The sequence below is a fragment of the Calditerrivibrio sp. genome, from assembly GCA_026415135.1.
GTDB lineage: Bacteria > Chrysiogenota > Deferribacteres > Deferribacterales > Calditerrivibrionaceae > Calditerrivibrio.
Map to the genome: position 1 here is coordinate 25,444 of JAOAHS010000032.1, position 13,931 is coordinate 39,374.

Here is a 13,931-nt window from a genome sequence, read left to right on the forward strand (position 1 = left end):
ACCTCATATATTTTCTAAAATATCACCATTTCTAATCTTATTCCTAAGAGAAATAAGTTTATTATCAAGCTCCTGTAAATAAGGTAGATGCTTTCTCTCCTCTTCACTAACATCAATTACCCTCGATATCCCACCATTTTTGATTACTACCCTTTTATCACCCATAAGGGCTAAAATAGGATCATGGGTAGCCATGAGAACAATCTTTTCCTCCCTGATAAGGAGTTCAAGTGCTTTTTTTCGGTCTATTCCAGCATTTTCTATTTCATCAATGAGTATAATGGGAGATTTACTTAAAATAGCAGTATCAGCAATCATCAAAGCCCTAGATTGCCCACCGCTTAACGATGTTATCGGTGTATTAGGCGCAAATTTCTCCCCAGCAAGCATATTGGCCTGTTCTATTATACTTTTTATCTTTTCATTCACATCATCTACAAGCCTGCTCTCAGCATGCATCTTAATAAACTCCTCAACTGTCAAGTCCATGACAAAGTTCATATTCTGAGAAAGTTGGGCTACCATTTTGTGATCTATGGAAAACCTTCTCTTTTTATCCGGCTCCTTACCGTTTACCAAAATTTGCCTTTTAGTAGGAGTATCCCTTTGGGCAAGCCACTCTATATCAGCCAATAATCTACTCTTGCCTGATCCAGTGGGACCTACAATACAAACAACTTCCCCTTTATTAATATTTAGCTCCACATCCTCTTTCTCACCAAATTTATTTACTCCACCTTTGATGGTTATGAAATAAACCTCTTCGATATCTTCGAACCCCTGACACATAACTGACATGAAATTTAAAAACTGCTCTTTTAAAATAGAAATGCTTAACCCTTTTTCCTCTAAAAGATCTTCATTTTGGGATTCAAAAAATGCTCCAAATGTTTTTGGCATATCATCATCGTGAAGCTTTAGATCATAAGAATCTAAAAAGTCGCTTATGAAGATGTATTCATTTAACAAATTTCCAACAGTTAAATTTAAAAAATCTTTCATATCAAAACTCCATCTTTCTTACATTACCCATTTGATACGAATCACCTATACGCGTTTCACCCAAACAGTAAGAACAAAGAGCAGCTGGCATGGAAAAGCGTAACTGTTTCCCCTTAAGAGTATCTATCGACTCCGCCTCCTCAAGCAATGTAGAGAGTTCAAAAGTACCCTGTCCAGTGATACCGTTTACATGCATGATAATAGCTCTCGGATTGACCACTTTGATCCTCGAAGCGAAAACCTCACGCTCAGCTTGGGAAACAATATCACCTTTTGTTATCACGACAATATCAGCAAATTTCAACATGGGACCGATCTTCTTAGGAGTATTTACACCACTAAGATTATCTATAACACAGATAGCTGTCACACCCTTTATATGAGGGGAACAGCGGTTACACAGCCCTGCACTCTCACTGATTAGTACATCTATCCCAAGGTTCAACCCCCATTCAACACAAGCTTCAACATTACTCACAAAGAAATGATCCGGACAAAGCCCCCCAGCCAAACCCTTTTTTACAGGGATACCTCTTGACTCATAAATCTTATCATCATCCGTAAAAAGGCAGTCAAACTTAACTACCCCACACTTTATATTTTTTATTTTATAGGACTCTATCATTTTAAGTATAACAGATGTTTTTCCAGATGAAGGAGGACCTGATACAGTCAAAAATTTCATTTTACACCCCTACAGCATTTTTTTCAAAAAGAGTGTTTAGCTCTTCTATCAATTTACCAATATCATGATTATATATAAAATCCCAACCCAACCATTTAAAACCTACTCCAGATGGTAAATTATTTGAAACATCTTTATGTAGAGATGGGAAAAGACCCCTGTGGGATAAAATCTCTCCCATCTGCTTACCTGCTATAAACCTTGCTATTGGCTCAAGAATCTCTTTCTTGCATCTTTTGACCAGCATGAAAACAGGTGCCACAATTGCTCCATCCTCTGGCCAGATAACCTCCATACCACTAACATCCCTAACCATTTTAGTAAAAAAATATGGCATGATAGTTATTGCAGGCTTTTCAGAATGCTTCATATTGGCATTTTTCACCATCTGGGATGGATGCATAGATCTCAAAAGAGATTTGGCCAAAGCCTTTACTCCTTCATGACCAAAATCTTTATACACATTCAACAATATAGCATTAAAAAGATCAAAATCACCCACAGGTAAAGCTACTTTTTGTCTGTATTCAGGTTTTAAAATATCAGTCCAGCTTTTAGGTACAGGCAAATCACCCAACTCCTTTTTGTTCACCATAAAAACTGCCACAACTAAAGAGATTATCGAATAATCACCATGGGGATCTTTTATCCTAAGAGATTTAAAATCATTGTTTATATCATCTTCTGTAACGTCTATAAAGACTTTACCTTTTTTGAACAGCCCCAAAGCCCTCTGATCAAAAAATGCCTCAAACCCAGCGCTAATAAAAATATCAGGTAAATCCTCTGCCTTTTGAACTGATAAAATATGTTCCCTTAGATAGTCTAATCCCAAAGATGCCGCTTCAAATTTATATGTTACCTTAACACCCATTTCATGCTCGAACCTTTCTAGAAACCCTTTAAACTCCTCTTGCAACGGCATTCTGACGGGACATGGTAGCAATCCCACTATATTGATATCGTAATCTTTTTTAGTCTTTATATATGTTTCATAGCTATTGTCAGAAGTTATTTTATCATGGAGTAATTTCAAATATGTTTCTATACTATACCCTTTGGATTTAAGTGCAGTAGATAACTTTAACATCTTGCCAACTGTTTCTAGATTTTGTCTGTTAGCAAACTGGGGAAAACCGTTTGCCACTAACACCTTAATTGTTTCAGGATATAAACTTACAAGCTCATATATTGATATGTTTTCATCTATTCTGGTTGTCATAAAGCCTCCTTTCTTTTGATTATACAATATACTTTTTTACAAAAAAGAAATTGATTTTAGTCAAAAGAAATAAATATTTGTAACTTAAAGGTATCAACAATACAATTTCACCCTTTCAATAACATACTCTATCTCCTCCTCACTCATACCGGGCCAGATAGGTAATGATAGAGTGGAATCAAAAACCATATTTGCAACGGGATAGTCCTCATCTTTGTAGCCATATTTTTCTTTATAGTATGGATGCTTATGAACAGGTATAAAATGAACCGAAGTACCTATTCCATCTCCCTTTAACCTCTCTATTAAAGAATCTCTATTTGATACCTTTACAACGAAAAGATGCCATGCAGATATTCGATCATCTTTCAACTTGGGTAACTTAATTCTTTCATCACCATTAAATGCCTGAAGATATCTTTGTGCAATTTTTTCCCTTTTACTACGCATCCACTCAGCTTTTCTAAGCTGAGCAAGTCCTAAGGCCGCATTTATGTCTGTAGAATTATATTTAAAGCCATTATCCACCACCTCATAATACCAACTACCCTTCATCGTATATCTATCCCAAGCATCTCTATTTATACCATGTAACCTATTCGTTTTTATTGTTTTAAGATATTCTGCATTATCCGTAGTCACAGCACCACCTTCCCCCATAGCAAGGGTCTTGGTGGCATAAAAGCTAAAACAGGTCATATCACCTATCGTACCTACTGGCATACCTCTGTAATATGCAGGAAAAGAGTGAGCTGCATCCTCAATAACCGTTAAATTATACTTTTTAGCTAATATCATTATCTCTTCCATATCACAGGGCTGACCAGCAAAGTGTACAGGTATGATTGCTTTTGTTCTTTCCGTAATGAGAGATTCTATTTTTGAAACATCCAATAGCATACTATCATACTCTATATCACAGAGCACAGGTCTTGCACCAAAATATGTAACAACTTCAGCCGTTGCAATAAAGGTATTTGTAGGAAGTATCACCTCATCACCTTCTTTCAAACCAATGGCCTTCAGCGCCAAATGAAGGGCGGCAGTACATGAGTTTACCAGAACTGTCTTTATCTTGCGCTGACTCATGCTATTGATAAAGTGAGAAAACTCTTCTTCGAACTGAATAACCTTTGGTCCCATGGTTATCCATCCAGATTTAAGCGTATCCACAACCGAGCTTATCTCCTCTTCCGTAATCAGTGCCTTATGGAAAGGTATCTGCATAAATTTATCTCCTGTATTTTAGTACAAATTCTGATATTCTCTTTGCCTCTTTATCGGAAATCTTTTCATGGGTGGGCAGATTTATGATCTTTTTTGATATATCCTCAGCAATAGGACATTCCCCTTTAACATAATAAACATTTTCCCACCCTGTCAGATTGGGATGCAGTGGTGACAAAAACCAATCCCCAAGCTCCACCATGCTCCTTTTAGCAAGCTCAAGTATCTCTTCTTTATTGTTGACCAAAACAGGAAATCTTAAAAACACAATGTTAGTTTTTTGACTTTTTAACCTCTCCATTTCCGATGGAAAGTAAGCAGAATAAATCTGACAAATCTTCATTCTATGTTTTATTATTTCACTTTTATTTATCATCTTTTTGAAAAGTAGTCTCTCTTGTGCATAACCCATCCTCTTTTCATACCCCTCAGGCTTAGCATACTCCAACTCATCATCTGAAGAAGAACCTACCGTAGCCCCAATTGACGAAAGTTTTCGATAAACAGACCTTGCAACCCAAAACATCTTAGGGGAGAGCACTTTATCGAATAGCTCGTATTGCATCTCTAATAAAAGTTCTTCCTTTTTTCCTGGTTTTTTAAAAGAATCATAAATAACATCCATTTTCTTTATTAAATCTGAATTATTTACCTGAGCCCACCCTCCGAGCCCTGTGGTAATAGGTTTAGACCATTGGGACGAAAAGAATGAGGCATCACCAAAATTCCCCATCTCGATTCCATTGTATTTTGATCCAAGGCAATGGCAAGCATCTTCTATCAAAAAAAGTCCATATTTTTTACACAGATACACAATATCATCCATTTCTGCAGGGATACCAAAGGTATGTTGAGCTATTATTGCTTTTGTTTTTCGTGTAATTTTGGATTCTACCTTTGTGGGGTCAATATTAAAATCTTTCGCCCTTATATCCACATAAACAGGTTTTGCTCCAGTATAGCAAACTGCATTGGGAACAACTACACAGGTAAAACCGGGCAGAATAACCTCATCCCCTTCACCCACCCCAATACTCTTTAAAATTGCGTAAAGGGCCACTCGTCCTTTAAAGAATGTATATATCACAGACATTATTCACCTTAAAAAGTATTTTATTATACCAAAAACCGAACCTAAACCATAGGAAAAATGTAATGTAAAAAATGAAACAAACGTCGGTAAAAAATATTTAAATCCCTTATCCTTAGCTATCTTAAAACTAAAATAGATATTGGCAAATGTGTAGGAAGAGATAGTGAAAATAAATATATAAAAGAAAAAGGGGATAAATGATAGTACTCCAGAAACAATCAATGATAGAACAAAAATAGCTGGAACTGTATGCCTCAACGAAAATGGAAGCTTAGCGAACTTGAGACTATAAAAAACCCAAAAACCGTTCCAGAAATTTTGTATAAATAACCCATTTAGGTCCTTTCTCGAATAATATATAGTCTTTATATCTGGATTGAGAACAATCTTCCCACCACCTTTTTTTATTCTCAGATTAAGCTCAATGTCCTGATTTCTAACAAGGTTTTCATTAAAATAACCATATTTATCAAAAACCGATCTCCTGTAGCACCCATAAGGTACCGTATCTGATTCGATAGTTTTATCAACACCTGTTCTAAATGCAGAGTTACCCACTCCAAACTTATTTGAAAGAACAAAAGATATACTTTTTGAAAACAGATCATCCGTAGGTGGCACCGTTATAATAACACCACCAACACAATCAGCTTTTTCTTTTATAATAGTTTCTATATTTTTTTTGATAAAATCTTCTTGGACCTCCGTATGACTACTCATAATAATAATATAATCGCCACTTGTGTTCTTTATTCCTAAATTCAATGCCACAGGTGTAATCCTTTTTGGATTATCAGTGATAGATATGTGTAGCTTGTTCCTGAAAGTAGCAATAATTTCTTTAGTCTTATCTGTACTCATCCCGTCCACAAATAGGATCTCAAGCTTTTCTTTGGGGTAGTTTAGTCTACAAAGAGAGGATAAAAACTTTTCTATATGATTCTCTTCATTTCTACAAGGTATAATCAGAGAAACTTTAGGATAATCTAAATTCATATATCACCTTTATAAAATTCTTTATATTATTGCTCCAAATAGCTCTTGCAGAAATGATGTCTTTATTGATCTTTGCAATTTCACCCGATCTCTTTACAATATCTATAACTTTGTTAGGATTACCATCGAAGTAAAGACCATTGTAACCATCCATTACCCATTCCCTGTTGGCAGCGATATTAGAAACAATCGGGATACAACCATAGGACATAGCCTCCAACAACGATACTGAGGTGGCATCTGAATCTGGAATAGAAATGTAAAAGGTTGATTTTGAGTAGATTTTTCTTTGTTCGTTTTGACTTATATAACCTACATAATCTACAGCATCTCCAAGATGTAATTCGTAGATTTTTCTAAGTATCAACTCCCTAAGGGGACCATCATTTGCTATTATAAGTTTTGATGAAGGTATCTGTTTATGAATAACGCCAAAAAACTCTACCAACTTTTCAATATTGTAGTTTTTTTTAAGCATTCTATTCGAATAAAACAAAAACGGCTCCTTTTGACTATCGTTTGGTATCTCTTCAACACCAAAAGGGAAGGTAAGGGGCTCTTTTCCACACAACTCCCTTATTTTATCGGACATAAAGTATGAATCAGAGGTTATCATATCTGAATTTTTTAAAATATATTTTGTTATGCTTTTATACATAAAATTTTTATTTGGTGTAACCAGGATATCACTACCCCAACATGAAGCTACAATCTTATAGTCATAACCATGAAGCTTCTTGAGTAACACAGTAATAAATCCATTACTTGTTATATAATGTGGATTCACAATTTGTGGATTTACATATCTCACCACACCATTTAGTAGGGAAAGGGCTTTTAGTATGGAGAAATTGCCACCAGTAGAACTAAGGGAAAAACCCGCAGATATTACCCTTTTGTCTCCTAAGAGATTTAAAAGATCATTAGACACTTTGTTATAAGAAAACAGATAAAGATCAAATGTCTTTTTCAACTCTTTTGCCCATTTTAACATATGTGGGCTATTCCCATCACCTATTATTAGATATTTCATCAGTTGTCTCTTAAGGTTTCAATTTTATTTAAAATAGCATTATTAAGCTTTTCCACCTGGTATCTCCTGTGACAGCTTTTGGCAAGCTCTATATTTGGGCTAAACTTATCTAATCCTTTAAAAACATCATATGCCCATTGAATAGCTTTTCTTATACCATCCATATCATCATTATCTACAACAAAACCAAAATTACCTTCTTTTATAAGTTTTGCAGCCACATCGTCAGGATCCACTAACGCGATAATCGGTTTTAACATACCAATATACTCAAAAAGCTTACCAGTGTAAATACCCTTTAGCTCCGTTGTGGGATGAATAAGTAGTAATGCATCAGATTTCATCATAAAAGCCAAAGCTTGATCACCTGGTACTTTTTCATAAAAATTTACTTTTCCAGAAAGGACCTTATCAACAGTCAAAGGTTTTGTTACACCAACAAAATTTATCCTAATGTCATCTATAAGCCCATCCAACACCATCTCTTTGATAGCTTTCAAAAAATTCTCAGGATTTCTCTTACCATAAAAAGTACCTGTATATGTAACAGTCCATACATCGTTTTCGGTTTTTACTGGTAGTTTGATATCAAAGTCATAGCCATTCCTAATCTCGATAAACTCCGAAATAGAGTCTGGATATCTCTGTCTTAATTCATCTATAATCGGCCAAGACACCGCTGAAACAATATCAGCATTCTGTAATATCTCTGCTTCATAAGGTTTAATCTTCTGTCTGTATCTTTCTGGGAAAAAGATATTGCTGCTCATCTGATCCCTCATATCTGCAACCCAACATACCCTTCTGTTATTTTTCTTATACCATAGACCCACAAGATGAGATGAAATAGGTGCAAAGGATGTTAAGACAACATCTACACTAATTTTATTTTGATATAGATACTTTACTACATTATTTCCCCAACCACTATACTCATCAACCTTGAAGTATAACAATAAATGATTGTAAAACGCCTTTAAATTATGAAAAAATATATTTGTCTTCCTATCAAAAGTTGCCTTCTTAAATATTGATCTATCAGGTATTCTGAGAACCTCTATGTTATCCCCAAACAGCTCCTCTCTTAATCTATCCTTTGAAATGGTAACCACATAAATTTTAAAGTCCTTTAGATACCTACAAAAAGCTACCATTCTGTTTGTAGCAACAGATTCCACAGGAGGGAAAAATGGTGTAATAATTAATATCTTGTACAACGTATTATCCTTCCCTTTTTCTTATTATTTTTGCAGGATTTCCAGCTATAATGAGGTCATCTTCTTCAAAACTCCTTGTTACGATACTCCCCGCCCCAATTATACAACGGTTACCGATTTTAACACCAGGCAAAATAACCACATTAGCACCTATCCATACATCGTCTCCTATCACCACTGGGCCATCCTTTGTTGGCTTACTCAAATCCTTTAGATCATGCCCGGAGGTAATTATTTTTACACCTGGTGCAAAAAGAAAGTTCTCACCACAGTATAGACCATTATATGCCTGAAAATAACAATGACCACTCACAGCAAAGCTTGTAAGGGTAACAAGATCATAATGTATTCTGATATTTTCCACATGAGTGATCTTGGATGTAAAATGCACAGAAAAATCGATCTCTGATTGGTTCCTTAAAACCCTTTGAAAGAAAAAATTTGTAAAATACAACGGAAAACCTATTTTCCTCAAAAGTAGTAATTTTACAGCAAACCTGCCCCAAAAGCTGTTTTTATCTTCTAAAGTTTGTAGTTTTCGCTTTATACTATCTTTTATTGACATACATCCCTTTAGAAAAAAGATATGATAAATACAAATATATTAAATATATCACACTCAACGATATCGTGTAAAGATACAATGCTAACTTCACACTATTTTTTTGATCGCCAATGTAAAAACTTCCTAAGGTTACTAATATAAAAGCTATTTGCCCCAAAAGATTCCAATGCTGTTTTTCGGCAATATAAAACATATATGTTAGTGGTGAGGTTATAAACCTTACAAAAAAAGAGATTACTAAAATCTGAGCAAAAAATCCTGAAATACGCCAATCATTTCCGAACACGAATCCAAAAATCTCTTCTCCAAAAAACAATATGATAAGAGTTGGAAGTAAAGCCACTACTGCCATAAACCTTAAAACCTTTATAAAAATATCCCTGCATTCCCCTTTTTCTTTAAATTCATCGATAGCTTTTTGTCTAAAAGCCCCAAGAACAGATCCTGCTATCAAAGACACTGGCATCTGTAGCATTCTCTGGGTCAACGAAAAAAAACCAGCATTAATAGCACCAAAAAAACTGGATACAAGCATAACCGGCACCTGTTGAAATCCTGTATTAAATAACCCCGCCCACATATCATACTTTGGAAAATTTATGTATCTTAACGCAACAGTTTTTAGTTCTTTTTTATATCTTAATATACCCACGACATTTGAATCTTTTAACAAAATAATAATATCGGCTACCACTACCCCTAACAAACTACCCAGTATCAAATTAAAACTATTGGGTTTTAAAAAACCTGCTAGCATCTGATATACGACTATAACCATAGACTGGGCTACAGCTACTACAGAGATCATCTTGAAATGACCTGCTCGGTTCAACCTGTGGTAAAGGGTATTATAGAAACCTATAAAAAAAAGGTGTATAGAGCCCAACACAATAAGAGATATAAAATCTTTTAAAAAACCAGCAAAAACAAAAACAACACCTAAAACTAAAATAAAAACACCCGACAAAAGGGATAAAAATATAGAAAGTAATGCAACAGCTTCAGATTGCTCATCATTCTCGGCAATCATAACTGCCAGATCATACCTCCCTGTTACAACGACAGACAAAACCGTCACCACAGCTAAATAAAAAGCATATTCACCAAAATCCTCCGGCTTATACACCCTTGTCAGAACAGGGGAAACAACCAGTAAGATGAATTGAGACAGAATAGTACCACTGAATAGCGTTAGCACATTCTTCAAAAAACTATTTTTACTATCAGGCATAATCCAATAAACATTCGACAATCTTATCCGCAGCGTTACCATCACCATAAAGATTTTCAGTTATAGGAAACTGCTTGTTCTTTAAGTCTAAATATACTTCTACAATTTTATTTTTATCAGCTCCCACTACAACATTAACACCGCTTTCTACAAGCTCCACCCATTCAGTTTCATCCCTTAGGGTTATGCAATATTTTTTAAAGAAATATGCTTCCTTCTGTAAACCACCACTATCAGTCAAAATTAGAAAAGCACCCTGTAATAGAGCCAACATATCAAAATACCCCACAGGATCGATGATTTTTATATTTTCGCAAATCTTAAGAAGATCCTGATCCTTTTCCAATATTTTTTTTGTTCTTGGATGAAGTGGTAATAACAAAGCTTTATCTTTTGATATTTCCCCAAGCCCTATTAGAATCTCCCTAAGCCTTTCTGGGTTATCAGTATTTTCTGCTCTATGGATTGTACATAGATTGTATCTTCCCGGTTTAATACCAAATCTACTATATATAGAACCTTTATCCACAATTTTATTGCTATAATAGATAGCAGTATCAAACATCACATCACCAACAAGATATATCTGCTGCCTTGTACCCTTTTTTAGAAAATTTGGATACCCCTCACGTTTTAAGTTCTCTACAGATTGCTGAGTAGGACAAAAAAGTATTGAACTTATCCGATCGGTAATTATTCTGTTTATCTCCTCCGGCATCTCAAAATTAAAACTTCTAAGACCAGCCTCTATATGAGCAACAGGTATATGAACTTTTACTGCAGACAAAGCCCCTGCAAGCGTCGTATTAGTATCGCCATAAACAAGAACAAGATCTGGTTTTTCTTGCAAAAGGACAGCCTCAATCTTCTCCATCATCTGCCCTGTCATGGCAGCATGGGAAAGACCATTGATACCGAGCTGATAATCGGGATATGGTATCTCCATCTCTCTAAAAAAAACACCACTCATCTGGTCATCAAAATGCTGACCAGTATGAACTATAATCTCTTTTATGTTATAACCCTCAAGAACTTTTTTAGAAATAACTCTACTAACTGCAGCTGCTTTTATAAACTGGGGCCTTGCACCAATAACAGTCAATATTTTCATATCTAACCTTTTAAAATTTTTATCAATGGATAGTAATCCAATTTGTCAATTTGTCAAGAAAGATATTGATTATTTTAGTATTTGCTATATAATTTTTTAATAAATCACTCAGGGGTTTATAATGTTAAATACTTTTCAGATATACGAAGAGTTAAGCCAGACATTTGGAGAAACAAATGCAAAGGTTTTAACAAGGACTCTTTCCAAGGTCTATGAAGATCTACAGAATACAGTCACCAAAACAGAATTTAATGAACTTAAAAATATAGTCTCAGAACTCGCTGAAGCACAAAAGAAAACTGAAGAGAGGATAAATGAACTAACTGAAGCACAAAAAAGGACTGAAAAAAGGGTAGATGAACTTGCAGGAGCCCAGAAAATAACTGAACAACGATTAAACGAACTTGCAGAAGCCCAGAAAAAAACTGAAGAATCCCTTCAAACACTCATTAAGAGAGTGGATAAGATAGAGATAAGATTAGAAGGCATTTCAAACTCAGTGGGGTATTCATTAGAAAACTCTGCTTATAAAGCTTTACCCAAACTATTAAAAAAGTATGATATAGAGGTTAAAGACAGACTAATCAGACGTTATTTTGGTATCAATGAAATAAATATTTATGGTAAAGGAATACAAAACAATAAATCCATCACTATCTTAGGAGAATGTAAAGTTAGTCCCTCAAAAAAAGAGGTGGACAAATTTATCAAAATTGCAAACGTTATTAAAAAGGAACATGAAATAACTGATGACCTTTTTCTTATTTTTGTAGCCCACAATTTTCATCCACATGTAGAGAAATATTTAAAAGATAAAGGGATCATCCACTTCTGGTCTTACGAATTTGAGTAAAGCAATACTACCTCTTTTTTAGATCATCATAAAACACTTTACCCACCGATAGCTCTGGTGGTAAAGGTGCTTCTTCATCCAGATCTAAGCATCTAAGGATATTTGGCTCCACCTCTTTGTACCGCAACCCACTCTCAGGACAAACCATAATACCATCAGCATCAGGATCCTTCAAAATATGCCCATGCCTACTCATCCAACCTTTCTGCCTGCCAGGTACACCTAAAATAAAAGCATAATCCGGCACATCTTTGGTCACCACTGCACCAGCAGAGATAAAAGCATATCTACCGATAGTTATACCACAAACAATTGTAGCGTTTGCACCTATAGTACACCCTCTTTTTAAAACAGTTTTTTCATAAAAATTCTTTCTATTTACCTGACTTCTTGGGTTTGTTACATTGGTGAGCACACAAGAAGGGCCAAGAAAAACATCGTCCTCTATAATAAGCCCCTCATAGATTGATACATTATTCTGCACTTTTACATTATTACCAATAATAACATTCGGCCCTACCATACAATTTTGACCAAAAGAGCAATTTCTACCTATTTTTGTACCAGGTAGGATATGACAAAAATGCCATATTTTAGTTCCTTCACCTATCTCCACATTCTCGTCTATATAGCTTGACTCATGAACAAAAAATCCCATTACACCCTCTCCTTTAAAATGTTATTGACCCATTCAGCACCAGTTTTTTCTAATTGCATCGTTCTTATCTCACTTGTAATCTTTATTGATGGTAATGCATCCATCAAACCAAACCCACCCCCACTTAGAATATCTCTATATGAAGTGGTATGCAAATCAGTAAAACCCTCTGAAAACTCAATCTCCTCTCCATCCATTGTTATACTTCGATAAGTTCTTTTACCTTGTTTTACTGCAGATTCAGGAAGATATTTAGGATTAATACTTAAAAACCATCTTACCTTAGCATGTTCCAACTCAATATAGCCAGCACAAATATCTTTTTCCCTAACATATACCACGTTTTTTTTGAAATCACCAAAGATAAAATATAACATATCAAAAAAATGAATCCCTATGTTTGTTGCTAACCCTCCAGACTTACTTTCATCCCCTTTCCAAGATGTAAAATACCAGTTACCACGACTTGTTATATAGGTGAGATCTATATCCCAAACCTTACCTGGATCCTTTTTTATCATTTCTTGAACCCTTTGTCGGGTTTTAATTATATTTTCATGGAGCCTCAACTGTAGTATTGTAAAAACCCTCTTTCCGGTCTCTTCCTCCAACTCCTTCAAACCATCTATATTCCAAGGGTTTAACACAAGAGGTTTTTCACAGATAGCGTTGGCACCACTCCTTAGAGCAAATCTTATATGGGCATCATGGAGATAATTTGGTGAACATATAGAGATATAATCTACCCCCTCACCCTTTCTTCTGAGCTTGTCTATATGTCTATCAAACCTTTCAAACTCGGTAAAAAAATCTGCATCGGGAAAATAACTATCGATAATCCCAACAGAATCATTCTTATCAAGTGCTGCCACAAGTATATTCCCCGTCTCCTTAATAGCTTTTAAATGTCTTGGCGCAATATAACCCCCTACACCTATTAAAGCAAATCTCAATGGTCTAAATGTCATAAATTCATTCCTTTACATTTTTTCTTTATAATGATAAATACATCTGAAGATGGGAGTTGTCAATCTATTT

Annotated in this window: 14 protein-coding genes; 1 reads left to right on the forward strand and 13 read right to left on the reverse strand. The window is 35.1% G+C overall.

The features are described from left to right. Positions 1-3: 3 nt before the first annotated feature. The 11 genes from N3C60_05915 to wecB form a co-directional block, all read right to left on the reverse strand. Positions 4-1,002 carry an ABC transporter ATP-binding protein gene (locus N3C60_05915; GenBank protein MCX8084441.1) on the reverse strand — a complete coding sequence of 333 codons (999 nt, stop codon included), beginning with the start codon at positions 1,000-1,002 and terminating at the stop codon, positions 4-6. 1 nt (position 1,003) lies between these two features. After that, entirely contained in the window at positions 1,004-1,687 is a 684-nt protein-coding gene (locus N3C60_05920; GenBank protein ID MCX8084442.1) for a hypothetical protein, read from the reverse strand. Position 1,688: 1 nt separating this feature from the next. Beyond that, the gene (locus N3C60_05925; protein MCX8084443.1) at positions 1,689-2,909 is read right to left on the reverse strand and encodes an ABC transporter substrate-binding protein; all 1,221 of its coding nucleotides are present in this window, start codon (positions 2,907-2,909) and stop codon (positions 1,689-1,691) included. A 93-nt stretch (positions 2,910-3,002) separates the two neighbouring features. Beyond that, on the reverse strand, positions 3,003-4,136 hold the full coding sequence (locus tag N3C60_05930; GenBank protein ID MCX8084444.1) for a DegT/DnrJ/EryC1/StrS family aminotransferase: 1,134 nt from the start codon (positions 4,134-4,136) through the stop codon (positions 3,003-3,005). 4 nt (positions 4,137-4,140) lie between these two features. Then, the gene (locus N3C60_05935) at positions 4,141-5,229 is read right to left on the reverse strand and encodes a DegT/DnrJ/EryC1/StrS family aminotransferase (GenBank protein ID MCX8084445.1); all 1,089 of its coding nucleotides are present in this window, start codon (positions 5,227-5,229) and stop codon (positions 4,141-4,143) included. Between the two features lie 3 nt (positions 5,230-5,232). Further along, complete coding sequence (locus N3C60_05940; GenBank protein ID MCX8084446.1) at positions 5,233-6,225, reverse strand: glycosyltransferase family 2 protein; 993 nt, start codon at positions 6,223-6,225, stop codon at positions 5,233-5,235. Then, positions 6,206-7,258 (reverse strand): glycosyltransferase family 4 protein, encoded by a 1,053-nt coding sequence (locus N3C60_05945; protein ID MCX8084447.1) that lies wholly within the window; start codon positions 7,256-7,258, stop codon positions 6,206-6,208. Before N3C60_05945 ends, N3C60_05940 begins: the two co-directional genes overlap by 20 nt. After that, positions 7,258-8,475 carry a hypothetical protein gene (locus N3C60_05950; GenBank protein ID MCX8084448.1) on the reverse strand — a complete coding sequence of 406 codons (1,218 nt, stop codon included), beginning with the start codon at positions 8,473-8,475 and terminating at the stop codon, positions 7,258-7,260. Before N3C60_05950 ends, N3C60_05945 begins: the two co-directional genes overlap by 1 nt. Before the next feature lie 4 nt (positions 8,476-8,479). Further along, on the reverse strand, positions 8,480-9,040 hold the full coding sequence (locus N3C60_05955) for an acyltransferase (GenBank protein MCX8084449.1): 561 nt from the start codon (positions 9,038-9,040) through the stop codon (positions 8,480-8,482). After that, positions 9,024-10,238: an oligosaccharide flippase family protein gene (locus tag N3C60_05960; GenBank protein MCX8084450.1), complete on the reverse strand. Its 1,215-nt coding sequence runs from the start codon at positions 10,236-10,238 to the stop codon at positions 9,024-9,026. The genes N3C60_05955 and N3C60_05960 overlap by 17 nt, the downstream gene beginning before the upstream one ends. A gap of 25 nt (positions 10,239-10,263) precedes the next feature. Next, the gene (gene wecB, locus N3C60_05965) at positions 10,264-11,382 is read right to left on the reverse strand and encodes a UDP-N-acetylglucosamine 2-epimerase (non-hydrolyzing) (GenBank protein ID MCX8084451.1); all 1,119 of its coding nucleotides are present in this window, start codon (positions 11,380-11,382) and stop codon (positions 10,264-10,266) included. 121 nt (positions 11,383-11,503) lie between these two features. On the opposite strand from wecB, the gene N3C60_05970 reads away from it, so the two are divergent. Next, the gene (locus N3C60_05970; protein MCX8084452.1) at positions 11,504-12,235 is read left to right on the forward strand and encodes a hypothetical protein; all 732 of its coding nucleotides are present in this window, start codon (positions 11,504-11,506) and stop codon (positions 12,233-12,235) included. A gap of 7 nt (positions 12,236-12,242) precedes the next feature. Here N3C60_05970 and N3C60_05975 read toward each other — a convergent pair whose 3' ends face one another. Both N3C60_05975 and N3C60_05980 read right to left on the reverse strand, forming a co-directional pair. After that, positions 12,243-12,893 carry an acetyltransferase gene (locus tag N3C60_05975; protein MCX8084453.1) on the reverse strand — a complete coding sequence of 217 codons (651 nt, stop codon included), beginning with the start codon at positions 12,891-12,893 and terminating at the stop codon, positions 12,243-12,245. Continuing rightward, on the reverse strand, positions 12,893-13,861 hold the full coding sequence (locus N3C60_05980) for a Gfo/Idh/MocA family oxidoreductase (protein ID MCX8084454.1): 969 nt from the start codon (positions 13,859-13,861) through the stop codon (positions 12,893-12,895). The genes N3C60_05975 and N3C60_05980 overlap by 1 nt, the downstream gene beginning before the upstream one ends. Positions 13,862-13,931 lie beyond the last annotated feature (70 nt).